Origin of the sequence: Cupriavidus sp. U2 (genome assembly GCF_009663685.2) — a bacterium.
Lineage (GTDB): Bacteria > Pseudomonadota > Gammaproteobacteria > Burkholderiales > Burkholderiaceae > Cupriavidus > Cupriavidus necator_C.
This window is the reverse complement of the sequence record NZ_RCOG02000001.1, coordinates 311,029-337,365: the sequence shown is the minus strand read 5'-3', so window position 1 is coordinate 337,365 and position 26,337 is coordinate 311,029. Positions and strand designations below refer to the sequence as shown.

Here is a 26,337-nt window from a genome sequence, read left to right as displayed (position 1 = left end):
CCCGTCACACCATGGGAGTGGGTTTTGCCAGAAGTAGTTAGCCTAACCGCAAGGAGGGCGATTACCACGGCAGGGTTCATGACTGGGGTGAAGTCGTAACAAGGTAGCCGTATCGGAAGGTGCGGCTGGATCACCTCCTTTCCAGAGGCTTGTGTTCACAAGTCAAGCGTTCACACTTATCGGTTTGTTTGCTGTTACAGCCAAGGGTCTGTAGCTCAGGTGGTTAGAGCACCGTCTTGATAAGGCGGGGGTCGTAGGTTCAAGTCCTACCAGACCCACCAAGTTATCTACGCGGGGGATTAGCTCAGCTGGGAGAGCACCTGCTTTGCAAGCAGGGGGTCGTCGGTTCGATCCCGTCATCCTCCACCACTTACCTTGGGGTTGTTGTCAAAGACAAGAATTCAGAACGCAGAACGCGGTTCTGAGTGTTTGTCTTTGGCTACTGCCAAGCGACGATAAGTCGGCTGTTCTTTAACAATATGGGATGTAGTAAAGGTGTCGCGAGGCGTTGATGAGACGCTGCAGTACAAGACGCGATACCGGGTTGTGATTGTATCAACCAAAATGTATTTAAGTGATCGAAAGATGACTTGGAATACGGCACAAACGCGAGAACTCAGACCTGTAGCCAGCGTGGATAACGGAAAGCGTTAGACACACTCGTTATAGGGTCAAGCGAACAAGTGCATGTGGTGGATGCCTTGGCGATCACAGGCGATGAAGGACATGGGTCATCCCTTGCTGAATACATAGGCAAGGGAAGCGAACGCGGCGAACTGAAACATCTAAGTAGCTGCAGGAACAGAAATCAACCGAGATTCCCAGAGTAGTGGCGAACGAAATGGGAAGAGCCTTGCACTCTTTAGCAGAACTGTTAGCAAAACGGGATGGAAAGCCCGGCCATAGCAGGTGATAGCCCTGTATGCGAAAACAGATTTGTGGAACTAGGTGTGCGACAAGTAGGGCGGGACACGTGAAATCCTGTCTGAAGATGGGGGGACCATCCTCCAAGGCTAAATACTCGTGATCGACCGATAGTGAACCAGTACCGTGAGGGAAAGGCGAAAAGAACCCCGGGAGGGGAGTGAAATAGATCCTGAAACCGCATGCATACAAACAGTCGGAGCCTGGCAACGGGTGACGGCGTACCTTTTGTATAATGGGTCAGCGACTTACATTCAGTGGCAAGCTTAACCGGTTAGGGAAGGCGTAGCGAAAGCGAGTCCGAACAGGGCGTTGAGTCGCTGGGTGTAGACCCGAAACCAGATGATCTATCCATGGCCAGGTTGAAGGTGCGGTAACACGTACTGGAGGACCGAACCCACTAACGTTGAAAAGTTAGGGGATGAGCTGTGGATAGGGGTGAAAGGCTAAACAAATCTGGAAATAGCTGGTTCTCTCCGAAAACTATTTAGGTAGTGCCTCGTGTCTCACCTTCGGGGGTAGAGCACTGTCATGGTTGGGGGGTCTATTGCTGATTACCCCGCCATAGCAAACTCCGAATACCGAAGAGTGCAATCACGGGAGACAGACATCGGGTGCTAACGTCCGGTGTCAAGAGGGAAACAACCCAGACCGCCAGCTAAGGTCCCCAAATATAGCTAAGTGGGAAACGAAGTGGGAAGGCTAAAACAGTCAGGAGGTTGGCTTAGAAGCAGCCACCCTTTAAAGAAAGCGTAATAGCTCACTGATCGAGTCGTCCTGCGCGGAAGATGTAACGGGGCTAAGCTATATACCGAAGCTGCGGACGCACAGCAATGTGCGTGGTAGGAGAGCGTTCTGTAAGCCTGTGAAGGTGTCTTGTAAAGGATGCTGGAGGTATCAGAAGTGCGAATGCTGACATGAGTAGCGATAAAGGGGGTGAAAGGCCCCCTCGCCGTAAGCCCAAGGTTTCCTACGCAACGTTCATCGGCGTAGGGTGAGTCGGCCCCTAAGGCGAGGCAGAGATGCGTAGCTGATGGGAAGCAGGTTAATATTCCTGCACCGTCGTATGATGCGATGGGGGGACGGATCGCGGAAGGTTGTCCGGGTGTTGGAAGTCCCGGTCCCTGCATTGGAGAAGGCGCTTAGGCAAATCCGGGCGCGGGATTCAAGGATGTGGGGCGAGCGGCCTAGAGCTGCGAAGCAATCGGAAGTGGTTCCAAGAAAAGCCTCTAAGCTTCAGTCATACGAGACCGTACCGCAAACCGACACAGGTGGGCGAGATGAGTATTCTAAGGCGCTTGAGAGAACTCGGGAGAAGGAACTCGGCAAATTGGTACCGTAACTTCGGGATAAGGTACGCCCTGGTAGCTTGACTGGCCTGCGCCAGAAGGGTGAAGGGGTTGCAATAAAATGGTGGCTGCGACTGTTTAATAAAAACACAGCACTCTGCAAACACGAAAGTGGACGTATAGGGTGTGACGCCTGCCCGGTGCCGGAAGATTAAATGATGGGGTGCAAGCTCTTGATTGAAGTCCCGGTAAACGGCGGCCGTAACTATAACGGTCCTAAGGTAGCGAAATTCCTTGTCGGGTAAGTTCCGACCTGCACGAATGGCGTAACGATGGCCACACTGTCTCCTCCCGAGACTCAGCGAAGTTGAAGTGTTTGTGATGATGCAATCTCCCCGCGGCTAGACGGAAAGACCCCATGAACCTTTACTGTAGCTTTGCATTGGACTTTGAACCGATCTGTGTAGGATAGGTGGGAGGCTTTGAAGCGTGGACGCCAGTTCACGTGGAGCCGTCCTTGAAATACCACCCTGGTTTGTTTGAGGTTCTAACCTTGGCCCGTGAATCCGGGTCGGGGACAGTGCATGGTAGGCAGTTTGACTGGGGCGGTCTCCTCCCAAAGTGTAACGGAGGAGTTCGAAGGTACGCTTGGTACGGTCGGACATCGTACCTAAAGTGCAATGGCAAAAGCGTGCTTAACTGCGAGACCGACAAGTCGAGCAGGTGCGAAAGCAGGACATAGTGATCCGGTGGTTCTGAATGGAAGGGCCATCGCTCAACGGATAAAAGGTACTCTGGGGATAACAGGCTGATACCGCCCAAGAGTTCATATCGACGGCGGTGTTTGGCACCTCGATGTCGGCTCATCTCATCCTGGGGCTGTAGCCGGTCCCAAGGGTATGGCTGTTCGCCATTTAAAGAGGTACGTGAGCTGGGTTTAAAACGTCGTGAGACAGTTTGGTCCCTATCTGCCGTGGGCGTTGGAATCTTGACGGGGGCTGCTCCTAGTACGAGAGGACCGGAGTGGACGTACCGCTGGTGTACCTGTTGTCTCGCCAGAGGCATCGCAGGGTAGCTATGTACGGAAGAGATAACCGCTGAAAGCATCTAAGCGGGAAACTCGCCTGAAGATGAGGATTCCCTGGAGGCTTGACCTCCTTGAAGGGTCGTTCGAGACCAGGACGTTGATAGGCTGGGTGTGGAAGCGCAGTAATGCGTGCCCGTAAGGCTTGATCCTATAACCAGTGTGTTTGACCTGGTGGGACCCGAGTCCGCGTGTGCCACAGGCATACAACACAACCCCCTTACTACACCCCAGATTCGCTGCGCTGATGCATCTCAGCGCGGCAACCCCTCATGCCTGGTGACCATAGCGAGTTGGAACCACCCCTTCCCATCCCGAACAGGACCGTGAAACGACTTTGCGCCGATGATAGTGCGGACTACCCGTGTGAAAGTAGGTCATCGCCAGGCTCTTATACCCAGAACCCCCAAGCCCTTAAAGCTTGGGGGTTTTGCTTTTGCGGATGCGAAAACGCAAAGCGGTCAAATTCCCCCTTGGCCCCCGGCGCACATGCCGTAGTTGCGCCCACTGTCCATAGAACAAATTCGAAAAGCACAGTCCGTCATGTTGGCTGTTGTATTCAGGGTACCCGAGCATTCCGGCTCCGCGATGCATCTGATATCGTCTGCCTTCAAGTGCTGAAAAATTCAGCACGAAGCAGTCTGCAATACCAAGCCTCGGCGCCGAATAGCCAGGCGGTTGGGATTTCGACGAACGGGTAAGTATCGGGTTATCAGGGTCCAGGGGGTTATCGTGGCCATGAAGTTTCGGCCAGCACTGGCTTGTGTGGTGAGCGCGCTCGCGCTCGCCGGTTGTGCATCATCGACGGTCGCACCGACCGATCCATCAAGGTTGGCCACCGTCTCCGACGGAAATTGCGCGACGTTCGCGGAAAAAGGCTTGTTGAACGCTGCCGTTCGAAGCCAGCCGGCCGACCTGCTCGAGCAGGCGAATCGCGCGGCAAATCGGGCGGCGAATGGCGCAGCCGATTCGGACGCGGGCGGCGACGGCGAGGCCGAATCCGACGCCACATCGTTGCCGTTGCTGGCAGAACCGCCGCTATTCTCGGCCTTCGCGACCCCTGCGGGCCCCACGGCGAGCCCGACAGGCTGGCAGCCCTGGAAGGTCAATCGCAACAAGACGCCCACCCGTTATTCGCTGGCCGAAGTCGACCAGCGCACCGTGCTGCATGCCGAGGCCGACGGGTCCGCGTCGGGCCTCTACGTCCCGCTTGAACAGCGCGATCCTGGCACGCTGCGCTGGATGTGGAAGACGCGGGATGTGATTCGTGTCGCGGATAACGCGGTCAGCCATCGCGAGGATGCCCCATTGCGGATTTTCGTCGCGTTCGACGGGGATCGCAGCACCTTGTCGCTGAAAGACCAGTTGATGTACGAAATGGCGCGCATTACCACGGGTCGGGAAATGCCGTATGCCACGTTGATGTACATCTGGGGTGGCAAGCGTCCGGTGGGCAGCGTCCTGAACAATCCCCACACGGACCGCGTTCGCATGATCATCGTGGATTCGGGCACGCGACATACCAACGAATGGCGCTGCCATGAACGCGACCTGCGTGCCGACTACCGCAAGGCGTTCGGCGCCGATCCCGGCAAGATCCTCGCGGTCGGCCTGATGACCGATACCGACAACACCAAGAGCCGCGCCGAAGCCTGGTACGGCGATATCGCGCTGGACTAAGCCCGCGTACCCCGCAAAACCCGGCAGAGCCCCGCCTGGGCGGCCGCTACCCGACGCTCAGGTCTTCCAGCGCCAGCAGCGCGAACGAGGCGAGCCAGTGCGTCGCCACGTAGTGGCCATCCACGGCCTGCGGCAGGGACACTTCCAGATGATCGGACCACGCCCGCACGGCCAGCGGCTGCAGGGGCGATGGCAAGGCCGGACCCAGCAGCCGCCAGCACCAGGCGCGCGACAGATTCAGACCGTCCAGATGAGACATCTTCGGATCGGTCCGATCCGCGACAGCCACAGGGGTCAGCCAGGTCCCGAGTTCGGCCTGTCCCGGCGAAAACAGGTCCCACCATTCCGCAAAGCCGCAGTCATCCATGACCTGCCGCATCAGCACGGCCTCCATCAGGCCGCCTGACAGGAATTCGTCGCCGCCCGGCTCGTAGCGGGCCGGATAGCGCAGGTCATGCGCGAACCAGCGATGCGCCCGACGCACGATCGATTTGCGCAGGGCCGGATGCTGGTCCTGCCGTGCGTAGAACAGCGCCATCACCAGCGCAAACGCACTATTGAAATGGGTGCCGGTGCGAACCGGGAAATCGGCTACGTCGATGTAATCCATCAGACGTTGGGCCAGATGGTTGGCCAGCGGCGCGCAAGCGGCGGCCCACCTGGCCGCCTGCGGGTCTTTGAGACCCAGCGCGCCCAGCTCGGCCTGCAGCCGCAGCACCCATGCCCAGCCGTAAGGCCGTTCGAAGGTCCGGGAGGCAGGCCGTTCGAAATAGGCCAGCTCCGTGGCGAAGGCCTCCGGGCGGAACTGGGCATCAAGTGTTTCGCGGATGCGGCCGGCATCGGGCAGGTTCGGACGCAAGACCACCAGCCGCACCAGCAGCCAGTGCATGTGCACCGACGAATGCCAGTCATAACTGCCGTAGAAGACCGGGTGGCTGACCGCCGGCGCGGCCAGGTCGCCCGCATCCACCATCATGTGGTCCAGCTTGTACGGATACGGACGCACGATATTGTCGAGCGCCACCCGGGCAAATCGCGACGCCACGGCGTCGTCCAGCAGCGTATGGGGCATCGTGCGTCGCCTGAAACGTCGATCAGTGCCGGATCAGGCCGGCGCCAGCCATTTCTCCACCAGCTTGACGAAGAACGTGGAGCCCACCGGCAGCAGTTCGTCGTTGAAGTCGTAGCTGGGGTTGTGCAGCATGCACGGGCCCATGCCGTGGCCAGCCTCGCGGTGCGAGCCCTCGCCGTTGCCGATAAAGAGGTAGCAGCCAGGCCTTTCCTGCAGCATGAACGAGAAGTCCTCGGCGCCCATGGTCGGTTCCACGTTGGCGTCGACGTTGTCGGCACCCACCAGTTCGCTGGCGATGCCCACCGCGAACTCGGCTTCGGCCGCGCTGTTGATGGTGGGCGGATAGTTGCGGCGGAATTCGAAATCGATCGTGCAATCGAACGCCTGCGCCACCGCGCGCGACACTTCTTCCATGCGCCGTTCGATCAGATCGAGCACTTCCACGGTGAAGGTGCGCACCGTGCCGCCCAGCCAGACTTCATTGGGCACGATGTTGGTGGCGTCGCCGCCGTGGAACTGCGTCACCGAGATCACGGCGGTGTCGATCGGCCGCTTGTTGCGCGTGATGATGCCCTGCAGCGCCGATACGATCTGGGCGCCCGTGAACACCGGGTCCGCGCCATTGTGCGGCATGGCTGCATGCGCGCCCTTGCCCCGCACCGTGATCTTGAATTCGTTGCTCGATGCCATCAGCGGGCCGGCCGTGGTGCCGAACGAGCCGACCGGCATGCCCGGCCAGTTGTGCATGCCGAACACGGCATCGCACGGAAAACGCTCGAACAGGCCGTCCTTGATCATCTCGCGCGCGCCGCCGCCGCCTTCTTCGGCCGGCTGGAAGATCAGGTGCACGGTGCCGTCGAAATTGCGATGCTCGGCCAGGTAGCGCGCGGCGCCCAGCAGCATCGCCGTATGGCCATCATGGCCGCACGCGTGCATCTTGCCTTCGTGCTGCGAGCGATGGCCGAAGGTGTTGGCTTCCTGCAGCGGCAGCGCATCCATGTCGGCACGCAGGCCGATGGTTTTGGCGCTATTGCCATGGCGGATGACGCCGACCAGGCCGGTGGTGCCCAGGCCACGGTGGACCTCGATGCCCCAGGATTCCAGGTTCTTGGCCACCACGTCGGCGGTGCGCTGTTCCTCGAAACACAGTTCGGGATGCGCGTGGATGTCACGTCGAATGGTGCGAATTTCGGCTTGCGCCTGCAGGATTTCGGGGATGAGCTTCATGATGCCGGTCCGGGCAAATGGGGCAATTGGATACCCCAGATCATACGACGCCTATCGTAGAAGCGCCAAAACAAGGCGTTCCCGGCACCTGGCGCCGGCCCCGGTCACGTATCGGTGCCCGGCCGGCCGCGGCGGGCATACATTGGCTCCGGCAACGGTACCGGCCCTGCGGCGCCCGCTTCCATGCTGGCGCAGCGCAGCATCGGGCGATGTTGCAGGGCGGGTGGGTTTCCCCGCATGGCGGACGCCGTGCACTGCTGGAACAGTTCATGCTTGAACTGCCCGGCCGGTTGCGCGCCACGTTGCCCAGCGGAATGCCGCACCAAAATGCGGCGCTCCTGCATGAGACATTCGGGACGCGCGCAACTGATCCTTATCGTCATTTCAAGACTTCCCACTGGGAGAATCGTGCGATGTTCCTTCGTCACGTCAAGAAGGCTGTCGGCAAGGCGGTCGGTACTGTCCTGCTGACCGGTGCGCTCGGCCTGGCCACTCAGGCCCAGGCGGTCGATCTCAAGATCGCCATGAGCTCGCCGCCGACCTCAATGGATCCGCATTTCTACAACCTGTTCTCGAACATCAATGTGTCCGAGCACGTGTTCGAGACACTGATCAAGCTCGACCCCGACAGCAAGGTGGTGCCGGGCCTGGCCGAATCGTGGAAGCTGGTCAACAACCTCACGTGGGAATTCAAGATCCGCAAGGGCGTGAAGTGGCATGACGGCACCGAACTGACCACCGAAGACATCGCGTGGTCGCTGGACCGCCCGGCCACCATCGTCAACAGCCCGGGCAAGTTCGATGTGTACACCAAGGCGATCATCAACAAGAAGATCATCGACAAGTACACGATCCAGGTGACCACCAACCAGCCGTATCCGCTGATGCTCAACGACCTGACATCGGTGTTCATGGTCCAGAAGAAGGCCACGCAGGGCCTGACTTCCGACGACTTTGCACAGGGCAAGGGCATGGTCGGCACCGGGCCGTTCAAGTTCGTCAGCTATGCGCGCGACGACCGCGTGGAACTGGTGAAGAACCCCGACTACTGGGGGGCCAAGCCCGCCTGGGACAAGGTGACGCTGCGTTTCATCCCCAACCCGGCCACGCGCCTGGCCGCGCTGCTGTCGGGCGACGTGCAGGCCATCGAGAACGTGCCCACGCCCGACCTGCCGAAGGTGCGAAGCGATCCCAAGCTGTCGTTCTTCTCGAAGATCTCGCACCGCGTGATCTACCTGTACTTCGACGTCAAGCGCGACAAGTCGCCGTTCGTGACGACCAAGGACGGGCAGCCGATGGACAAGAACCCGCTGAAGGACGCGCGCGTGCGCATCGCCATCAGCACGGCCATCAACCGCCAGGGCATCAAGGACCGCCTGATGGAAGGCCTGTCCGAGCCGACCAACAACCTGGTGCCGCCCACGCTGTTCGGCCACAACCCGGCGCTGAAGACGGTGAAATACGATCCGGAAGCGGCCAGGAAGATGCTGGCCGACGCCGGTTATCCGAACGGCTTCGGGCTGACGCTGCATACGCCGAACAACCGTTACGTCAACGACGAGAAGATTGCGCAGACCATCGCGCAGAACCTGACCCGCATCGGCATCAATACCAAGGTGGAAGGCATGCCGATGGCCACGTACTCGTCGAAGGCGATCAAGCGCGAATGGTCGTTCGGCCTGGTGGGCTGGGGCGCCCAGACCGGCGAGGTCAGCTCGCCGCTGCGCGCGCTGGTGGCGTGCGAAGACTCGAAGAAGGGCTTCGGCACCACCAACTGGGGCGAGTACTGCAATCCGAAGATGGACGCGGTGCTGGAAAAGGCGCTGGCCACCGTGGATGACAACGAGCGGTCCAAGCTGCTGCAGGAAGCCACGGCCATCGTGGTGCTGGACGGCGGCATCATCCCGATCCACCATCAGGTGACCACGTGGGCCACGCAGAAGGGCATCACGTATGTGCCGCGTACCGACGAACGCACCTACGCGCACCTGTTCAAGCCTGCCCAGTAAGCCAGCAGGGCAGGACGGCGCCGCCAGCGGCTGGCGGCTCCGGTATGATCGCGGCCCCGGTCTTCCACGAGAAGCCGGGGCGATGTTCCCACGATTTTCCCCGTGGGCCGCGAACCCGCCGGCAGTGCGCCACCGCGCGCCGGCGAAAGGATAGGCGTCTGGAAAATGCTGGTCTTCATCATCCGGCGACTGATGCAGAGCGTGGTTGTGCTGCTGGTCATGTCGTTGCTCGTGTTTCTTGGCGTTTTTGCGATCGGCAACCCGATCGACATCCTGATCAGCCCGCAGGCCGACCAGGAAGACATCAAACGCACCATCGCCGCGCTTGGTCTCGACAAGCCACTCTGGGAGCAATACTGGATCTTCCTGCAGAACGCGCTGCACGGAAATCTGGGCACCTCGTTCGCGCATGGCACCCCGGCGCTGAAGCTGATCTTCGAACGCATGCCGGCCACGATGGAGCTGGCGGTGTGCGCCATCCTGCTGGCCATCGTGCTGGGCATCCCGCTGGGCCTGTGGGCGGGGCTGCGGCCGAACGGCGTGGCCGGCAAGACCATCATGACGGTGTCGATCCTGGGCTTTTCGCTGCCCACGTTCTGGGTCGGGCTGATGCTGATCATGGTGTTCGCCGTGCAGCTGGGCTGGCTGCCGTCGAACGGGCGGGGTGAAACGGTCAGCGTGCTGGGCGTGCCGCTGAGCTTCCTGACCGGCGACGGCATCCGGCACCTGATCCTGCCCGCCGTGACGCTGTCGCTGCTGAATATCGCCATGGTGATCCGGCTCACGCGTGCCGGCACGCAGGAGGCGATGCTGCAGGACTACGTGAAGTTCGCCCGCGCCAAGGGCTTGTCGAACACGCGCATCGTCGGTGTCCATGTTCTTAAGAATATTCTGATCCCGATCGTCACCGTGATCGCGCTGCAGTTCGGCTCCATCATCGCGTTCGCGATCGTGACCGAGTCGATCTTCGCGTGGCCCGGCATGGGCAAGCTGATCATCGATTCAATCCAGTTGCTGGACCGCCCGGTGATCGTCGCCTACCTGATGGTGATCGTGACGCTGTTCATCCTGATCAACCTGGTGGTGGATATCGTCTACAGCATGCTCGATCCGCGCGTGCGCATTGCCGACAACAAGGGCTGAGCCATGAGCACATCGACCGTCCCCCAGCAAGCCCCGGCCCAGCCGACGCCGGCGGCCAAGGACCAGACCCCGTGGCGCCGCTTCGCGCGGCAGTTCTTCGAAAGCAAGCTGGCGGTGCTGGGCCTGGTGACGCTGCTGCTGATCATCCTGATCGCGATCTTCGCGCCGCTGCTGGCCCCGCAGAATCCTTATGACCTGGCCACCCTGGACGTGCTCGACGCGCGTCTGGCCCCGGGCGAGCAGGCCGGCAGCGGCATGACGTTCATCATGGGCTCCGACGAGCAGGGCCGCGACATGCTGTCGGCCGTGATGTACGGCCTGCGCATCAGCGTGGGCGTGGGCGTGGTCAGCACGGTGATTGCCCTGCTGCTGGGCGCCACGCTGGGGCTGCTGGCCGGCTTTCTGGGCGGGCGCACCGAGGCATTCATCATGCGCGTGGCCGACCTGCAGCTGTCGTTCCCGCCGATCCTGCTGGCGCTGATTCTTCTGGCGTTTCTACGACCCGGCATCGGCAATATCGTGATCGCGCTGGTGGCGGTGCAGTGGGCTTACTATGCCCGCACCACGCGCAGTGCGGCGCTGGTGGAGCGCCGCAAGGAATACATCGAGGCCGCCACCTGCCTGGGGCTGCCGCCGCAGCGCATCATGTTCCGGCACCTGCTGCCGAACTGCCTGCCGCCGCTGATCGTGATCGCCGCGCTGCAGGTGGCATCGGCCATCACGCTCGAGGCCACGCTGTCGTTCCTGGGGCTGGGCGTGCCGGTCACCGAGCCGTCGCTGGGCATGCTGATCGCCAACGGACAGCAATACATGCTGTCCGGCAAGTACTGGATCAGCTTTTTCCCGGGCATCGCGCTGGTCGTCACCATCGTGTCGATGAACCTGGTGGCCGACCAGTTGCGCGACGTGCTGAACCCCCGCCTGCAGACGCAGTAAGACGCCAGGAGCGCCGAAATGACCCAGCCAACCCTGGTCGTAGAAGATCTAAAAACGCAGTTCTTCACCCGCGCCGGCGTGGCCAGGGCCGTGGACGATGTGTCGTTCTCGGTGGGCCGTGGCGAAATCATGGGCCTGGTCGGTGAATCGGGCTCCGGCAAGTCGATGACCGGCTATTCGATCATGGGCTTGATCGATCCGCCCGGCCGGGTCGTGGATGGGCGGATCGCCCTGACCAGCCGCGACGGCGTGACGCGCGACCTGCGCGCGCTCACCCCGGCCCAGCAGCGCGACGTGCGCGGCAACGGCATCGCCATGATCTTCCAGGACCCGATGATGACGCTGAACCCGGTCCTGCGCATCGACACGCAGATGATCGAGGCCGTACGCGCGCACGACGACGTCAGCAAGGCCGCCGCCCGCGAGCGCGCCCGCAATGCGCTGGCGCGCGTGGGCATCCCGTCGCCGGACGAACGCCTGCAGGCCTATCCGCACCAGTTCTCGGGCGGGATGCGCCAGCGCGTGGCCATTGCCATCGCGCTGCTGAACAAGCCCGACCTGATCATCGCCGACGAGCCGACCACGGCGCTGGACGTGACCATCCAGGGCCAGATCCTCTATGAAATGCAGACGCTGTGCCGCGAATCGGGCACGGCGCTGATCTGGATCACCCATGACCTGTCGGTGGTGGCCGGCCTGGCCGACAAGGTCTGCGTGATGTACGCGGGCAAGATCGTCGAGTCTGGCGATGTGCGCCAGGTGCTGGAGCAGCCCCATCATCCCTATACGCACGGACTGATCGGCTCGGCGCCGTCGCGCAATCCGCGCGGTGCGCCGCTGCGGCAGATCCCTGGCATGACGCCGTCGCTGCTGAACCTGCCCGGCGGCTGCTCGTTCCGCAACCGCTGCCCGTACGCCACCGACGTGTGCAAGAGCGATCCGCCGCTGGCCGTTTCGCCAGATGGCCGGCAGTTGCGCTGCTTCCACCCGGTGCATGCCCAGCAGGAGGCCGCATGAGTACACCCGTGATCGAAATGCCGAAGGCCGCCGCCGTGGACGCGTCGCCCGACGCCGCCACGCCGCCGGCGCCGCTGCTGGAACTGCGAGGGGTGTCCAAGCGATTCGTCAAGTCGCTGGATGTGGCCGCCAGGGTCGCCAATGTGTTTGGCGCAAAGCAGAAGATGGAAGTGGTGCATGCCGTTGACAGGGTGGACCTGGCAATCCGCACCGGCGAGGTCGTGGGGCTGGTCGGCGAGTCGGGCTGCGGCAAGTCCACGCTGGGCCGCATGGCCGTGGGCCTGCATTCGCTAACCGAAGGCGAGCGGCTCTGGCGCGGCACCGACCTGGACCGCCTGCCGCCCGACAAGCGGCGCGAGAAGCAGCTGGCCATCCAGATGATCTTCCAGGACCCGTACGCGTCGCTGAACCCGCGCCTGCGCGTGCTGGACATCGTCGGCGAGGCGCCGGTCGTGCATGGCATGGTCGAAAAGGGCGCGCAGAAGGCTTATGTGGAAGACATGCTCGTGCGCGTGGGCATGGACCCCACGGTGCTGCGCCGTTTTCCGCATCAGTTCTCGGGTGGTCAGCGGGCACGCATCGGCATTGCCCGGGCCCTGGCCGTGAAGCCGGAATTCCTGGTCTGCGATGAGTCGGTGGCGGCGCTGGACGTGTCGATCCAGGCCCAGGTGCTGAACCTGTTCATCCGCCTGCGCGAAGACCTGAACCTGACCTACCTGTTCATCAGCCACGACCTCGGGGTGGTCAAGCACATCAGCGACCGCGTGGTGATCATGTACCTGGGGCGTGTGGTGGAATCGGCGCCGACCGAGGAAGTGTTCGCCTCGCCGAACCATCCGTACACCCAGGCACTGCTGGCCGAGGCGCCGAAGCTGGAGGTGGGCAAGAAGACGTATGTGGCGATCCGGGGCGAAATCCCGTCGCCGCTCAATCCGCCGATGGGCTGTCACTTCCACCCGCGCTGCCCGCACGCGATGCCGCGCTGCAAGGAGGAACAGCCCGCGCTCAAGGAAATCGCGCCGCTACGGTGGTCGGCATGTCACCTGAATGACATGGGGTGAGCGAGGGGGAGTTTCTCCCCTCTCCCGCGTGCGGGAGAGGGGCGGGGGAGAGGGCAAGGCGGTTCCATTCACGACAAGCCGCAACTTGAACCTCGACACCCTCTCCCCCAACCCCTCTCCCACAAGTGGGAGAGGGGAGCAACGTAGCCGCAGCACACCCCTCAGCGAATCACCACCCCCCGCGAATTGATGATCGTCATTTCGACGAATTTCGAGCCCACGTGGTTGTCCGGGCCGAACTGGACGATGAATCCGCCCAGGTCCACGTTGCGCATGCTCTCCAGCGCCATCACGAAGCGTTCGCGCGTCAGGTCCTTGCCGGCGCGGCGCAGGCCTTCCACGAATGCCTTGGCGGCGATGAAGCCTTCGATACTGGCGTAGTCGAAGTCGTTCTGCTTGCCGGCCGCCTGCAGCAGGCGCAGGTATTCGCGCACCACCGGCAGCGTGGCATTACCCGGATGCGGCATCACCTGCGAGATGATCACGCCGCTGCCCTGCGGGCCCACTTCCCTGGCCAGCGCCTGGGTGCCCACGAACGACACGTTATAGAACTGTCCGCTGTAGCTGCGGCGCAGGGCCTCCTTCACGAAGGCGCCGGCCGTGCGATAGGCGCTGATCAGCACCACGGCATCGGGCTTGGCCTTCATGGCCTCCTGCATCGCGTCGCCGATTTCCACCGTGTTGCGGACCACGCTGGACTGCGCCACCAGCTTCACGCCGCTGTCGGCCGGCAGCGCCTTGATGGCGTGCTCGATGCCCGCCAGGCCGGCCTTGCCGTAGCCGTCGTCGTTGTAGACCACGGCAATGCGTTTCAGGCCGGTGGTGCGGATCTGGCGCACGATGGCGGCGGTTTCTTCCTCGTAGCCGGCGCGCACGTGGAAGACGTAGCGGTTGGACCCGTCGCGCAGCGTCTGCGCGCCGCTGAACGGGGCGAAGAACGGAATGCGCGCCTGGCTGACCAGCGGCAGCGCGGCCTGGCTGGTGGGCGTGCCCACATAGCCGAACAGCGCAAAGACGCGGTCTTCCTCGATCAGCTTCTTCGTGTTCTTGACGGCATCGTCGGGCTCGTAGGCATCGTCCAGCGCCTTGAGTTCGATCTTGCGGCCGAACACGCCGCCATGGCTGTTGATGTAGTCGAAGTAAAGGCGCGCGCCGGCGTTCATCTGCTTGCCCAGCACGGCCGTGGGGCCAGTCAGCGCGGCCGATTGTCCCAGCAGGATCGTATCGGCGGACACGCCAGCCTCGGCGGGCGCGGTGTTGGCGGCAAACGCGGCGCCTGGTACGCCGCTGGCCGCGAGCGCGGCCGCCATCATCAGGCCGGCGAACTGCCGGCGCTTGACCCCAGAAGTGAAACCCATGTGAATCCCCGTCAAAAATCCGTAAAACGTTCTTCGTTGTGTCTTTGCTGCTTTCGGACCCCGCGGATGCCGTCCGGATCTTGTGCCGGTACGGCTCCCGGCCCTGCCGGGCCGGACAGTTGCCGGCCTTGGCCGGACTGCGCCGGCACATCATAATCGAATACAATCGGAGCCAAACAATTTCTCCCGGTCAGCAATGTTTGGCCGACGCCACTGCGCCACAGTCACGCCGTTGACAAACGCCACGCCGTCGGCCCGCCGAATGCCCGGACCGGGCGCCCCCACCCGCCGTATCTGCCTGCCCGAGCCCACCATGGCCACCCGCATCGTCCGCGCCGCCTGCCCCCATGATTGTCCCGACACCTGTGCGCTGCTCGTCACCGTCGAGGACGGCCGCGCCACCAAGGTGGCCGGCGATCCAGACCATCCCACCACGGGCGGCGTGCTCTGCACCAAGGTGTCGCGCTACACCGAACGCACGTACCACGCCGACCGCCTGCTGACGCCGCTGCGCCGCGTGGGCAGGAAGGGCGAGGGCAAGTTCGAGCCGATCTCCTGGGAAACCGCGCTCGACGAGATCGCCACGCGGCTGGGCGCCATCGCGGCACGCAACCCCGAGGCTATCGTCCCGTACAGCTACGCGGGCACGATGGGCCTGGTGCAGGGCGAAAGCATGGCCGCGCGGTTCTTTCACAAGCTTGGGGCGTCGCTGCTGGATCGCACGATCTGTGCCAGTGCCGGCGCCACGGCGCTGCGCTACACCTATGGCGCCAGCGTCGGCATGGACATGGAGCACGTGGTCGATGCGAAGCTGGTGATCATCTGGGGAGGCAACCCGATCGCGTCGAACCTGCATTTCTGGACCCGCGCGCAGGAAGCCAAGCGCCGCGGCGCCACGCTGGTGGCGATCGATCCGTACCGATCGCTGACGGCCGAGAAGTGCCATCGCCATATCGCGCCGATGCCGGGCACCGATGGCGCGCTGGCGCTGGCGATGATCCACATCCTGATCCGGGACGGCCTGCTGGACCACGACTACATCGCGCAACACACGGTCGGTTTCGACGCGCTGCGCGAGCGGGCGATGGACTATCCGCCGGCCCGGGCAGCCGACATCTGCGGCGTGCCCGTGGACGATATCGAATGGCTGGCCGGCCTGTACGGGCAACTGGCGGTCAAGGAACGCCAGCCCGTGGCCATCCGCCTGAACTACGGCATGCAGCGCGTGCGCGGCGGCGGCCAGGCGGTACGCGCCGTGGCCTGCCTGCCGTCGCTGGTAGGCGCCTGGCGCCTGCCGGCGGGCGGCCTGCAGCTGTCGACGTCGGGTTTCTTCCCGGTCGATACGGCGTCGCTGCAGCGCCCGGACCTGCTGCCCACGTGGCCCGAACTGCCGCGCACCGTGAACATGAGCACGATCGGCGATGCGCTGCTGGACGACGGCACGCGCGGCAACGGCCCGAAGATCGAAGCCGTGGTCGTCTACAACAGCAATCCGGTGGCGGTGGCGCCCGAGTCGGCCAAGGTGGCGCAGGGGTTTGCGCGCGAGGACCTGTTCACGGTGGTGCTGGAACACTTCCGCACCGATACGGCCGACTATGCCGATATCGTGCTGCCGGCCACCACGCAGCTGGAACACGTGGACGTCCACAAGACCTACGGCCACGTCTACTTCATGGCCAACAACCAGGCCGTGGCCCCGCTGGGCCAGGCGCTGCCGAACACCGAGATCTTCCGCCGGCTGGCCGCGCGCATGGGGTTTGCCGAGCCGTGCTTTGCCGATACCGACGAGGAAATCGCCAGCCAGGCCATCCTGCGCGACGACAAGCGCGCCGAGGGCATCAGCTGGGACACGCTGAAGGCGCGCGGCTGGCAGCGGCTCAATATCGACGCGGCGCCGTTCGCCAACGGCGGCTTCCCGACGGCTTCGGGAAAGTGCGAGTTCTATTCGGCAGCCATGGCGCGCGACGGGCTCGACCCGCTGCCGGCCCATGTGGCGCCGTACGAGACGCCGTCGTCGGCGCCGGAACTGGCGGCACGGTATCCGCTGTCGATGATCTCGCCGCCGGCGCGCAATTTCCTGAACAGCACGTTCGTCAATGTGGACAGCCTGCGCAATACCGAAGGCGAGCCCCATCTGGACATCCATCCGGTGGACGCCGCCGCGCGCAACATCGCCCACGGCGACATGGTGCGTGCCTACAACGACCGCGGCAGCATGCAGGCGCGCGCCCGCGTGACCGATCGCGCCAGGCAGGGCCTGGTGGTGGCCCTGTCGATCTGGTGGAAGAAGCTGGCCCCGGATGGCAAGAACGCCAACGAACTGACCAGCCAGCAGCTGACCGACCTGGGCCGCGCGCCGGTGTTCTATGACTGCCTCGTGGAAGTGGAGGCGGTGCGGACCGAGGCCCTGGCATCATGAAACGGTGGCCGGCCCGCCGGCGCCTGGCGGGTATCCTCGCGATACTCGCTGGTGCGACGCTGGCGGCCGGCTGCGACACGGTCGGCTATTACTATCAGTCGATCGGTGGCCACCTGGGCGTGATGGCTTCGGCGCAGTCGCTGGACGACGCCATCGCCACGGCCAACGGCGCCAACGACCGGAAGCTGGCGCAGCGGCTGGAACTGGCGCGCCGCATCCGCGACTACGCATCGCGAGAACTGAAACTCCCCGACAACGGCAGCTATCGCCGTTACGCCAATTTGCACCGGCCCTATGTGGTGTGGAGCGTTTTCGCCACGCCCGAACTGTCGCTGGACCTGCGCAAGTGGTGCTTCCCGATCGTCGGCTGCATTACCTATCGCGGCTACTACAGCCAGGACGATGCCGATCACTATGCCAAGGGGCTGCGCCGCGACGGCTTCGAAACCTACGTGGCGGGCATCCCGGCCTATTCCACGCTCGGTTATTTCGACGATCCGCTACTCAATACCTTCGTCTACCAGCCCGAGGGCGAACTGGCCCGGCTGATCTTCCACGAACTGGCGCACCAGGTGGTGTACGTGCGCAACGACACCGCGTTCAACGAGTCGTTTGCCACCGCCGTGGAAGTGGCCGGCGTGGAGCACTGGCTGGCGCAGGAGGGTTCGGCCGACGCGCGCGCCAGCTACAAGATCTATGACGCCCGGCGCCGCCAGTTCCGCGCGATGCTGCTCAGCACGCGCGACAAGCTGGTGACGCTGTACAAGTCACCGCTGACCGACGAGGCCAAGCGCCAGGGCAAGGCGCGCATCTTCGACGAACTGCGACAGGAGTACGCCGCGCTGAAGGTCGAATGGGCCGGCTATACCGGCTACGACCGCTGGTTCGACCAGCCGCTGACCAACGCCCACCTGGCCGCCGTGGCCACGTACCAGCAATGGGTGCCGGCCTTCACGGCGCTGCTGGCGCAGTGCGGCGGCGACTGGGAACGCTTCTATGCCGCCGCCCGCAAGATCGGCGATCTGCCGCCGGCCGAACGCGACGCGGCGTTGCGCAGGCTGGCGCCGCCGGCCACCGAAGTCACGCCGCTGACCGCCCGTGGCACCACGGGGGCCGTGGCCGATACGCCAAAACCCTGACGCGGGAGTTTCCCGATGGTGACGCACGCCCCGCATGCGAAAATGGCGGCCATGTCTCATGCCCCCAAGAAACCCGGCAATCTGCCGCGCGCCACCGCCGCCGCCACGCTGAGCGACGACGGCCCCGCCCGCTCGCACGTGGCCGAGCGCCAGGAAATGCGCCGCCGCCAGATCCTGGATACGGCCGCGCAGCTTTTCTACACGAAGGGCTATCCGGGCATGACGATGAACGACCTGTGCCGGGCCCTGGGCGTGACCAAGCCGGCGGTCTACTACTATTTCGCCGACAAGTACGAAATCTTCGACATCCTGTGCCGCGAATCGGCGCAGACCTGCCTGCCGGTGATTCGGGAAACGGCCAACCCGGCGCTGCCGGTGCGCGAACGCCTGCATGCCTGCCTGCTGGAAATGGCGCGCCGATGCGTCAGGTGCCATGTGGCGGCGGCGCTGAGCTTCCGTGACAACCAGTACCTGAAGAGCGATACGGTCGCGTGGCTCAACCGCATGGCGCGCGAGTTCTACCGCGACCTGTACGTGCTGCTGGAGGAAGGGCGCGCCGCAGGCGTGTTCGCATTCGGCGATGCGCGGGTGACGGCCCATTCCATGGGGGGCGTGATCGGCTTCATGTACACCTGGCATGAACCGGGACGCATGGACCCCGAGGCGCTGGCGCATGAGCTGGCGCAGAACATGATGAAGCTGGTGCTGCCGCCGGCTTGATCGGCGGCAGGGATTGCGGCTTTCTCCGCCGTTTTCGTCAGGGTATTCCCTCGATCCCGCCAATGGGTGGCGGATAATTCACCATTTCGACGGTCCAATTCGTGGAGGACTTCGTCTAACGGGTTGTCTTCACATGGGGCACGCGTTTAGCATTCCCCAAAAATCGAACGACCATTCAGAAATTCAGGAGACGGTATGGAAAAGCTGTGGCTGAAACACTATCCGGCAGGCGTACCGGCAGAGATCGACGCCAGCCAGTTCCGTTCGCTGGCCCAGTTGCTCGAGCATTCGTTCCGTACCTACGCCGACCGCCGCGCGTTCATCTGCATGGACCGCGCCATCACCTATGGCGAACTGGACCAGCTGTCGCGCCAGTTCGCGGCCTGGCTGCAGTCGCGCGGGCTGCGCCCGGGCGCCCGCGTGGCCATCATGATGCCGAACGTGCTGCAGTATCCGGTGGTGCTGGCGGCCGTGCTGCGTGCCGGCTACGTGGTGGTCAACGTGAATCCGCTGTACACGCCGCGCGAACTGGAGCACCAGCTCAAGGACAGCGGCGCCGAAGCGATCGTCATCCTCGAGAATTTCGCCGCCACGCTGCAGGCCGTGCTGCCGGCCACGCCGGTCAAGCACGTGGTGGTGGCCAGCATGGGCGACATGCTCGGCGGCCTGAAGGGCGCCATCGTCAATTTCGTGGTCCGCAACGTCAAGAAGATGGTGCCGGCCTGGGAACTGCCCAACTGCGTGCGCTTCAACGACGTGCTGGCCGAAGGGCGCAAGATGGAACTGAAGCCCGTCAGCACGGGCCCGGACGACATCGCGTTCCTGCAGTACACGGGCGGCACCACGGGGGTGTCGAAGGGCGCCACGCTGCTGCACCGGAATATCGTGGCCAACGTGCTGCAGTCCGAGGCCTGGATGCAGCCGGCGCTTGCCAAGGGTGCCCATATCGACCAGGTGGTGACGATCACTGCGCTGCCGCTGTATCACATCTTCGCGCTGACGGTCTGCTGCCTGCTGGGCATGCGCAGCGGCGGCCTGAGCATCCTGATTCCGAATCCGCGCGACATCCCGGGCTTCATCAAGGAACTGCAGAAGTACAAGTTCCATATGTTCCCGGCCGTGAACACGCTGTACAACGCGCTGCTGAACCATCCCGACTTTGCCAAGGTGGACTGCTCGGGCCTGCGCGTAGCCAACGGCGGCGGCATGGCAGTCCAGGAAGCGGTGGCCAAGAACTGGCTGGCCAAGACGGGCTGCCCGATCATCGAGGGCTACGGTCTGTCGGAAACTTCGCCGTCGGCCACCTGCAATCCGACCGATTCCGACGCGTTCTCGGGCACCATCGGCCTGCCGCTGCCTTCCACGGAAGTGTCGATCCGCGACGATGACGGCAACGAACTGCCGCTGGGCCAGCCGGGCGAGATCTGCCTGCGCGGCCCGCAGGTGATGGCCGGCTACTGGAACCGCCCCGACGAGACCGCCAAGGTCATGACCCCGGATGGCTTCTTCAAGACCGGCGACATCGGGGTGATGGACGAGCGCGGCTACACGAAGATCGTCGATCGCAAGAAGGACATGATCCTGGTGTCGGGCTTCAACGTGTATCCGAACGAGGTGGAAGGCGTGGTTGCCGAATGCCCGGGCGTGCTCGAAGTGGCGGCGGTTGGCGTGCCCGACCAGCACTCGGGCGAGGTGGTGAAGCTGTTCGTGGTCAAGAAGGACCCGGCGCTGTCGGAAGCCGACGTGATTGCCTTCTGCAAGGACCGCCTGACCGGCTACAAGCGGCCGAAGTACGTCGAATTCCGCACCGAACTGCCGAAGACCAACGTCGGCAAGATCCTGCGGCGCGAACTGCGCGACAGCCGCAAGGCCGCCTGAACGGGCAGGGCGGCCGTCGTCAGCATTCGTTCGACGGCGCCATCTGGGGCTGGGTCGATCCATCGGGATAGATCAGCCGCACGCACGTGCCGGGCTCCAGCCCCGGCGCGGCCGGCCCGTTCACCTGGGCCACCATGCCATCGGTGGTCCGGACCTTGTACTGGTACAGGTCCATCAGCATGGGCGGCGGCGGCGGATTCAGCAGCCGCGTCAGGTCGACAGAAAAACCCACCCCCACACCACCGCCTCCGCCTCCGCCACCAGCGGCCACACCGCCAACCCCCATCCCGTAGCCGCCGTAGCTGCTGCCTTGCGGCACCTCCACGCGCGACAGGAAGGTCTTTTCGGTCACACGGCCGAGCTTGATCGTGGCATTGACCGGCGTGACCTGCGGGCCGGCCGGTGCGCTGCTGCAGCCCGCGGCCAGCGTGGCCAGCGCGGCCGCGCACAGCGTGGGCATCCATCGACATACGGAAATGGCGATTCGGGTCATGGCGTGCTCGTCAGGCTGGACTTGAGGCGGCCAAGCAGGCGGAAGAGGGCGCGCCGATCGGTTTCGGCAAGGCCCGAGAACAATTGTTCCACCCAGCTCTCGTGTGCGCGTGCCATGCGCGAGAACGCCTCGCGCCCGGCCGGCGTCAAGCGGATCAGGTAGGCCCGGCGGTCCGTGGGCAACGCCTCGCGCGTGACCAGGCCTTCCTGCTGCAGCTGGTCGGTGATGCCCGTGACGTTGCCGCCGGTCACCATCATGCGGCGCGATAGCTCGCCCATCTTGAGCCCCTCGGGATGGCGGTCGAGCTGCGACATCAGGTCGAAGCGCGGCAGCGTGACCGCAAAGTCCTGGCGCAGGCGCGAGCGGATGTCGCCCTCGATCAGCGTGGTGCAGGTCAGCAGGCGCAGCCAGAGCCGCAGCGCCTCGTGGTCCGATTCGCCGGCGCTGGTTTCCAGATCGACCGGGATGTCATCGGCGGCGCTGCTGGCGACGGAAGGATTAGGCATCGGGATTCGGGCAGCATGAACATTTGATGCCTCAAGTATATGCGCTGCCCGGCGTTCCCCGTATCGCCGCCATTCCGGTGGCTGGAGACGTCAATCCACCTTGGCGCCCGAATCCTTGACGACCTTGGCCCACTTGGTGGTCTCGGAGCGGATCAGCGCGGCGAACTGCTCGGGCGTATTGCCCACCGGATCGGCGCCCTGGGCCATCAGCCGTTCACGCACGGCCGGCGTGTTCAGACTCCTGGCCACTTCCTGCTGGATGCGATGGATGATCTCCGGCGGCGTCCCGGCCGGCGCGAGCAGGCCAAACCACGAGCTGGCCTCGAAGCCCGGCAGGTTGGCCGCCTGCGCCACGGTTGGCACGCCGGGCAGGGCCGGCGACGGCCTGGCGCTGGTCACGGCCAGCGCCTTGAGCTTGCCCGACTTGATCAGCTGCATCGACGACGGCAGGTTGTCGAACATGACCTGCATTGTGCCGCCGGACAGGTCAGTCAGGGCCGGGCCGCTGCCGCGGTACGGAAAATGGACCATGAAGGTCTTGGTCTGCGTCTTGAACAGTTCGCCGGCCAGGTGGATCGACGTGCCGTTGCCGCTCGACGCCATATTGAGCTTGCCCGGATTGGCGCGCGCGTAGGCGATCAGGTCGTTGACGCTTTGGATCTTGTTCTGCTGGGCGAAGGCGGGATTGACCACCAGCACGTTGGGCACCGCGGCCACCAGCGTGATCGGCGCGAAGTCCTTGATCGGGTCGAACGGCAGCTTGCCGTAGAGCGACTGATTGATGCCGTGCGTGCCGACCGTACCCATCAGCAGCGTGTAGCCGTCGGGGGCCGACTTGGCCACGATGTCCGAGCCGATGTTGCCGCCCGCACCGGGTTTGTTGTCGACCACCACGTTCCAGCCCGGCAGCTTCGACAGCTCTGCGGACACCGCGCGCGCCATGATGTCAGTAGTGCCGCCGGCCGGGAAGGGCACGACCAGCCGGATCGGCCGGGTCGGATAGGCGTCGTTGGCGAGCGCCGGGGCCGCGGCCAGCGGGCCCAGGGCAACCGACAGGAGCAGGGCGAGGGTGCGCCGGCGAGGTGCATGCATGGCAATGTCTCCAGGTAAGGCGGCCGGGTGTTCCGGTCTGCAGGCCATTCTAGTCGGGTCCGCGCCACTTCGCGGATGAGGTGAAACCCGTTGAGACATTTGTGCCGGGGGAAGGGAAAAGGCTCCCGCCAGACGCAAAAAAGGCGCCCGGAGGCGCCTTGACGAAAGGAACAATGCCGAACGGCGTGAAGCCGGTCAGAACTTGTGGCGGATACCCAGGGCCACGCCAACCTGGCTGGTCTTGCCCTGCTGCAGCGGGTAGCCGTTGGCAAAGCTGACTGCCGAGGTATCGAAGTTCAGGCCCGAGTTCTTCACGTAGCCGGCCGTCAGGTAGACGTCGGTGCGCTTCGAGAAGTTGTAGTCGGCCACGAAGCTGATCTGCCACGGGTTCTTCGGGTTGTCCGCCACGAACGCCGACGATGCGCGCATCGTTTTCACGTCGTCGTAGAAGTACGCCAGCGTCAGGCCCAGCGGCGCCGATACCTGGTAGTTCACACCGAACCAGTAGTAGTTGTCGCGCAGCAGTTCGGCGCCCGTGTTGTCGGTCGTACGGCCGTAGCGGTAGCCCGCCATCAACTTGGCCGGTCCGACCGTGTAGCTGCCGGCGGCACCCGCCTTGCGCGAACGGCCGGGCTGGCCGATCGTGATCGTCGGACGCCATTCGTCGTACGCCAGCGTCAGGCCCAGCGGGCCGCTCATGTACAGCACGCCGGCACCGCCGCCCGCGTTGTTGTTGAAGTTGCCCGGGGTTTCGCCCGCGCCCGCGGCAGCCAGCGGTACCGGCCCGATCGCGGCCACGCCCGTGCCAAAGCTCCAGTGCGCCTCGGCGGTGACCGGGCCGAACACGGCCGTGTACTTGACGGTGTTGTCCGAGCGGAAGTTGGTGCCCAACTGGGCCACCACCGGTTCGTAAATCGTTGCGTAGCCGGTCGGCGAGAAGTTCGCGAACATGTCGAACATGGTCGTGTACTGCCGACCCATGGTCAGACGGCCGTAGCTGTCGCTCTGCAGACCCAGGAATGCCTGACGACCGAACAGGCGGCCGCCTTGCTGCGACCTGCCGTCGTCGAGGCCGAAGCCGCTTTCCAGCACGAACAGTGCCTTCAGGCCGCCGCCCAGGTCTTCAGTGCCACGCAGACCCCAGCGCGAGCCGGACAGGCCGCCGCCGGTCTGCAGGCCGACACGGCTGCCGCCGCCGGGCAGCGAAGGCGGGCGGCCATTCGGGCCCCACGTTGCGGGATTGGTGTTGAAGCCGGGTGCCAGGTTGTTGTTGTATTCGATAGGCAGGTCGACAACGCCGTACAGGGTCACGCTGGTTTGCGCATTTGCAGCCGTGGCAAAAGCGCTCATCGCGGCAAGCGCGAGTAGCGATTTTTTCATGCTGGGTGATCTCCACTTAAGAATTATTAGTTGAAGCTATGCGGAAGGACCTCCTGTCAGCCCTCTTCATCCTTCCGTGCTTGACTTCCATGGAAGCTGCCGATCACTCTAGCAAAATCACTATTTTTTTGACCCTGTGGTAAACGTCTTGTCTGGTTTTCACAACTCAGGGTTATCCGGGACCCAGGCTTAGCGAAACCGCGCGGGGCCATGTCGATGCGCAAACCTGCACAAAATCCCGCGGGTACAATGCGGGAAATCCCGGTGCGCCATCGAGGAAAAGCTCTACCTATCAGTGGGGCACGCGCGTATGGCGGCCGCAGACCTTCCATTGACACCCATGGACACGTTGATCCACGAATTCGATGTCGCGCTGCGCGCGATTGCCGGTGCGACCCGCGCGGGCCGCGACAATCCCGCAGACCGCCTGACGCCCGATACGGAACCGATGAGTGCAGAGGAGCGCCGCCACGTGGCCGGGCTCATGCGCATCAACCATGTGGGCGAAGTCTGCGCGCAGGCCCTGTACCAGGCGCAGAAGCTCACGGCCCGCAGCGCGCCCGTGCGCGCGCAGATGGATGCCGCGGCGCGCGAAGAGGAAGATCACCTGGCATGGTGCGCCGAGCGCCTGCGCGAACTCGGTTCGCGGCCGAGCCTGCTCAATCCGCTCTGGTATGCCGGCGCGTTTGCCATCGGCGTCGTGGCGGGCCGCGCGGGCGACCGCGTCAGCCTGGGCTTCGTGGCCGAGACCGAGCGCCAGGTCGAGCATCACCTGACCGGACATCTGGACCGCCTGCCGCCCGCTGACGGCCGCTCGCGAGCCATCCTGGAACAGATGCGCGACGACGAGATCCGCCATGGCGATGCCGCCCGCGACGCCGGCGGCGTGCCGCTGCCCGGCCCGGTGCGTGCACTGATGCGCGCCGCCTCGAAGATCATGACCACCACGGCCTATCGCATCTAGTCGCCACCCGGGCGTATGGCAAATGGCGACGGGCGTGTACGCATCGTTGCCATTTTCATTTCCAACGGGCATCTGAACGCTGCCTCGCACAGCTGTGGAAAACTGCCGTGAGCCCTTGGTCGGGCGGGGCTGGCGGCAAAACGTTGTATCCTTCCCGACGGCGCGCAACCGGATGCGATTCTCGCCGTCAGCAGTCCTCCCTCAGATAGTTCTCAGGTGGTTTCTCTGCTTTCTTCCCCAAGTGCTTCATTTCATTAAGGATTCACTGTTGCGGTGCGTGAAGTTGGCGCGCTAAGTCTTTGTTCTGATTAAAAAAACCCTGTTTTTTGCCCCATAGCGAGCCTTGACCGGCCAAAACGCTTCCTCTAAAGTGGGAAATAGTGTGAGGAAGTGTATTTTTGTGTGAAATACCGCCTTGTCTCTGCGATGATTCGCATCGGACCGGGCGGTTGCGGACAAGGACGAATCGACCTGCCAAAGGCTGAAATAGCCGGCGGTTACCGGGGGAAAGAGCTTGTTTCAGGGAGCATCGGCGCTGTCGCTCGATGCCAAGGGCCGGATGTCCATTCCGGCCAGGCACCGCGAGGCGCTGCAAACGCAGGCCGAGGGCCGGGTGACGCTGACCAAGCACCCGGATGGCTGCCTGTTGCTCTTTCCAAGGCCCGAGTGGGAGGTTTTCCGCGGCCGCATCGCGGCGCTGCCCATGGATGCCCACTGGTGGAAGCGGATCTTCCTTGGTAGCGCCGCCGACGTGGAAATGGATGGCGCGGGCCGCGTGCTGATCGCACCGGAACTGCGCACTGCCGCCATGCTCGACAAGGAAGTGATGCTGCTCGGCATGGGCAGCCATTTCGAAGTCTGGGATGCCGCCACCTACGCCGCCAAGGAACAGGCGGCGATGGCGCAAGGCATGCCGGACGCATTGAAGAATTTCTCTTTCTGAAGA

The 26,337-nt window shown here is 63.8% G+C and carries 19 protein-coding genes, 2 tRNA genes and 3 rRNA genes; 17 read left to right on the top strand and 7 right to left on the bottom strand.

Annotated elements, in window-relative coordinates; translation table 11 throughout:
- From D9X30_RS01560 to D9X30_RS01535, 6 genes are all read left to right on the top strand, one after another.
- Positions 1–141, top strand: a 16S ribosomal RNA gene (locus tag D9X30_RS01560); the annotation flags it as partial.
- A 63-nt stretch (positions 142–204) separates the two neighbouring features.
- Positions 205–281: transfer RNA gene (locus D9X30_RS01555), tRNA-Ile, on the top strand.
- A gap of 12 nt (positions 282–293) precedes the next feature.
- Positions 294–369, top strand: a tRNA-Ala gene (locus D9X30_RS01550).
- 300 nt (positions 370–669) lie between these two features.
- Positions 670–3,471, top strand: a 23S ribosomal RNA gene (locus D9X30_RS01545).
- A 101-nt stretch (positions 3,472–3,572) separates the two neighbouring features.
- Positions 3,573–3,686 (top strand): 5S ribosomal RNA (rrf, locus tag D9X30_RS01540).
- A 340-nt stretch (positions 3,687–4,026) separates the two neighbouring features.
- A complete protein-coding gene (locus tag D9X30_RS01535) occupies positions 4,027–4,977 on the top strand; it encodes a DUF3047 domain-containing protein (protein ID WP_502799594.1) in 951 nt (316 codons plus the stop codon).
- Positions 4,978–5,023: 46 nt separating this feature from the next.
- Here D9X30_RS01535 and D9X30_RS01530 read toward each other — a convergent pair whose 3' ends face one another.
- Together D9X30_RS01530 and D9X30_RS01525 are read right to left on the bottom strand one after the other, a co-directional pair.
- Positions 5,024–6,049, bottom strand: a complete 1,026-nt coding sequence (locus tag D9X30_RS01530) for a DUF2891 domain-containing protein (protein ID WP_153947166.1) — start codon at positions 6,047–6,049, stop codon at positions 5,024–5,026.
- Positions 6,050–6,082: 33 nt separating this feature from the next.
- Complete coding sequence (locus D9X30_RS01525) at positions 6,083–7,276, bottom strand: M20 aminoacylase family protein (RefSeq protein ID WP_153947167.1); 1,194 nt, start codon at positions 7,274–7,276, stop codon at positions 6,083–6,085.
- Positions 7,277–7,689: 413 nt separating this feature from the next.
- Between D9X30_RS01525 and D9X30_RS01520 the strand changes: the two genes are divergently transcribed.
- The 5 genes from D9X30_RS01520 (at position 7,690) to D9X30_RS01500 (ending at position 13,442) form a co-directional block, all read left to right on the top strand.
- The gene (locus tag D9X30_RS01520; RefSeq protein ID WP_153947168.1) at positions 7,690–9,285 is read left to right on the top strand and encodes an ABC transporter substrate-binding protein; all 1,596 of its coding nucleotides are present in this window, start codon (positions 7,690–7,692) and stop codon (positions 9,283–9,285) included.
- A gap of 165 nt (positions 9,286–9,450) precedes the next feature.
- Positions 9,451–10,428 (top strand): ABC transporter permease, encoded by a 978-nt coding sequence (locus D9X30_RS01515; RefSeq protein ID WP_153947169.1) that lies wholly within the window; start codon positions 9,451–9,453, stop codon positions 10,426–10,428.
- A gap of 3 nt (positions 10,429–10,431) precedes the next feature.
- A complete protein-coding gene (locus tag D9X30_RS01510) occupies positions 10,432–11,364 on the top strand; it encodes an ABC transporter permease (protein WP_153947170.1) in 933 nt (310 codons plus the stop codon).
- 18 nt (positions 11,365–11,382) lie between these two features.
- Entirely contained in the window at positions 11,383–12,381 is a 999-nt protein-coding gene (locus D9X30_RS01505) for an ABC transporter ATP-binding protein (protein ID WP_153947171.1), read from the top strand.
- A 17-nt stretch (positions 12,382–12,398) separates the two neighbouring features.
- On the top strand, positions 12,399–13,442 hold the full coding sequence (locus tag D9X30_RS01500; protein ID WP_194946497.1) for an ABC transporter ATP-binding protein: 1,044 nt from the start codon (positions 12,399–12,401) through the stop codon (positions 13,440–13,442).
- Positions 13,443–13,603: 161 nt separating this feature from the next.
- Here the strand turns inward: D9X30_RS01500 and D9X30_RS01495 are convergent, their stop codons facing one another.
- Positions 13,604–14,800 (bottom strand): ABC transporter substrate-binding protein, encoded by a 1,197-nt coding sequence (locus tag D9X30_RS01495; protein ID WP_153947173.1) that lies wholly within the window; start codon positions 14,798–14,800, stop codon positions 13,604–13,606.
- A gap of 313 nt (positions 14,801–15,113) precedes the next feature.
- Between D9X30_RS01495 and D9X30_RS01490 the strand changes: the two genes are divergently transcribed.
- From D9X30_RS01490 to D9X30_RS01475, 4 genes are all read left to right on the top strand, one after another.
- On the top strand, positions 15,114–17,219 hold the full coding sequence (locus tag D9X30_RS01490) for a molybdopterin-containing oxidoreductase family protein (RefSeq protein ID WP_153947174.1): 2,106 nt from the start codon (positions 15,114–15,116) through the stop codon (positions 17,217–17,219).
- Entirely contained in the window at positions 17,216–18,358 is a 1,143-nt protein-coding gene (locus tag D9X30_RS01485) for an aminopeptidase (RefSeq protein ID WP_153947175.1), read from the top strand. Before D9X30_RS01490 ends, D9X30_RS01485 begins: the two co-directional genes overlap by 4 nt.
- A 51-nt stretch (positions 18,359–18,409) precedes the next feature.
- Positions 18,410–19,078: a TetR/AcrR family transcriptional regulator gene (locus tag D9X30_RS01480; RefSeq protein WP_194946492.1), complete on the top strand. Its 669-nt coding sequence runs from the start codon at positions 18,410–18,412 to the stop codon at positions 19,076–19,078.
- Positions 19,079–19,273: 195 nt separating this feature from the next.
- Positions 19,274–20,956 carry a long-chain fatty acid--CoA ligase gene (locus tag D9X30_RS01475; protein ID WP_153947177.1) on the top strand — a complete coding sequence of 561 codons (1,683 nt, stop codon included), beginning with the start codon at positions 19,274–19,276 and terminating at the stop codon, positions 20,954–20,956.
- A 19-nt stretch (positions 20,957–20,975) separates the two neighbouring features.
- Here the strand turns inward: D9X30_RS01475 and D9X30_RS01470 are convergent, their stop codons facing one another.
- The 4 genes from D9X30_RS01470 to D9X30_RS01455 all read right to left on the bottom strand — a co-directional run bounded on the left by D9X30_RS01470 (position 20,976) and on the right by D9X30_RS01455 (position 24,427).
- Complete coding sequence (locus D9X30_RS01470; RefSeq protein ID WP_502799593.1) at positions 20,976–21,449, bottom strand: hypothetical protein; 474 nt, start codon at positions 21,447–21,449, stop codon at positions 20,976–20,978.
- The gene (locus tag D9X30_RS01465; protein ID WP_153947178.1) at positions 21,446–21,955 is read right to left on the bottom strand and encodes a MarR family winged helix-turn-helix transcriptional regulator; all 510 of its coding nucleotides are present in this window, start codon (positions 21,953–21,955) and stop codon (positions 21,446–21,448) included. The genes D9X30_RS01470 and D9X30_RS01465 overlap by 4 nt, the downstream gene beginning before the upstream one ends.
- Before the next feature lie 90 nt (positions 21,956–22,045).
- Positions 22,046–23,047, bottom strand: a complete 1,002-nt coding sequence (locus tag D9X30_RS01460) for a Bug family tripartite tricarboxylate transporter substrate binding protein (RefSeq protein WP_153947179.1) — start codon at positions 23,045–23,047, stop codon at positions 22,046–22,048.
- A 195-nt stretch (positions 23,048–23,242) separates the two neighbouring features.
- Entirely contained in the window at positions 23,243–24,427 is a 1,185-nt protein-coding gene (locus tag D9X30_RS01455) for a porin (protein ID WP_153947180.1), read from the bottom strand.
- A gap of 340 nt (positions 24,428–24,767) precedes the next feature.
- On the opposite strand from D9X30_RS01455, the gene coq7 reads away from it, so the two are divergent.
- Both coq7 and mraZ read left to right on the top strand, forming a co-directional pair.
- Positions 24,768–25,391: a 2-polyprenyl-3-methyl-6-methoxy-1,4-benzoquinone monooxygenase gene (gene coq7, locus D9X30_RS01450; protein ID WP_153947181.1), complete on the top strand. Its 624-nt coding sequence runs from the start codon at positions 24,768–24,770 to the stop codon at positions 25,389–25,391.
- A gap of 514 nt (positions 25,392–25,905) precedes the next feature.
- Positions 25,906–26,334: a division/cell wall cluster transcriptional repressor MraZ gene (mraZ, locus tag D9X30_RS01445; RefSeq protein WP_153947182.1), complete on the top strand. Its 429-nt coding sequence runs from the start codon at positions 25,906–25,908 to the stop codon at positions 26,332–26,334.
- Positions 26,335–26,337: the final 3 nt, after the last annotated feature.

Excerpts from the sequence above, each read along its gene's own strand:
- D9X30_RS01530 (WP_153947166.1), bottom strand. The coding sequence starts at position 6,049 with ATGCCCCATACGCTGCTGGACGACGCCGTGGCGTCGCGATTTGCCCGG.
- D9X30_RS01525 (WP_153947167.1), bottom strand. The coding sequence starts at position 7,276 with ATGAAGCTCATCCCCGAAATCCTGCAGGCGCAAGCCGAAATTCGCACC.
- D9X30_RS01520 (WP_153947168.1), top strand. The coding sequence starts at position 7,690 with ATGTTCCTTCGTCACGTCAAGAAGGCTGTCGGCAAGGCGGTCGGTACT.
- D9X30_RS01515 (WP_153947169.1), top strand. The coding sequence starts at position 9,451 with ATGCTGGTCTTCATCATCCGGCGACTGATGCAGAGCGTGGTTGTGCTG.
- D9X30_RS01510 (WP_153947170.1), top strand. The coding sequence starts at position 10,432 with ATGAGCACATCGACCGTCCCCCAGCAAGCCCCGGCCCAGCCGACGCCG.
- D9X30_RS01505 (WP_153947171.1), top strand. The coding sequence starts at position 11,383 with ATGACCCAGCCAACCCTGGTCGTAGAAGATCTAAAAACGCAGTTCTTC.
- D9X30_RS01500 (WP_194946497.1), top strand. The coding sequence starts at position 12,399 with ATGCCGAAGGCCGCCGCCGTGGACGCGTCGCCCGACGCCGCCACGCCG.
- D9X30_RS01495 (WP_153947173.1), bottom strand. The coding sequence starts at position 14,800 with ATGGGTTTCACTTCTGGGGTCAAGCGCCGGCAGTTCGCCGGCCTGATG.
- D9X30_RS01490 (WP_153947174.1), top strand. The coding sequence starts at position 15,114 with ATGGCCACCCGCATCGTCCGCGCCGCCTGCCCCCATGATTGTCCCGAC.
- D9X30_RS01485 (WP_153947175.1), top strand. The coding sequence starts at position 17,216 with ATGAAACGGTGGCCGGCCCGCCGGCGCCTGGCGGGTATCCTCGCGATA.
- D9X30_RS01480 (WP_194946492.1), top strand. The coding sequence starts at position 18,410 with ATGTCTCATGCCCCCAAGAAACCCGGCAATCTGCCGCGCGCCACCGCC.
- D9X30_RS01475 (WP_153947177.1), top strand. The coding sequence starts at position 19,274 with ATGGAAAAGCTGTGGCTGAAACACTATCCGGCAGGCGTACCGGCAGAG.
- D9X30_RS01470 (WP_502799593.1), bottom strand. The coding sequence starts at position 21,449 with ATGACCCGAATCGCCATTTCCGTATGTCGATGGATGCCCACGCTGTGC.
- D9X30_RS01465 (WP_153947178.1), bottom strand. The coding sequence starts at position 21,955 with ATGCCTAATCCTTCCGTCGCCAGCAGCGCCGCCGATGACATCCCGGTC.
- D9X30_RS01460 (WP_153947179.1), bottom strand. The coding sequence starts at position 23,047 with ATGCATGCACCTCGCCGGCGCACCCTCGCCCTGCTCCTGTCGGTTGCC.
- D9X30_RS01455 (WP_153947180.1), bottom strand. The coding sequence starts at position 24,427 with ATGAAAAAATCGCTACTCGCGCTTGCCGCGATGAGCGCTTTTGCCACG.
- coq7 (WP_153947181.1), top strand. The coding sequence starts at position 24,768 with ATGGACACGTTGATCCACGAATTCGATGTCGCGCTGCGCGCGATTGCC.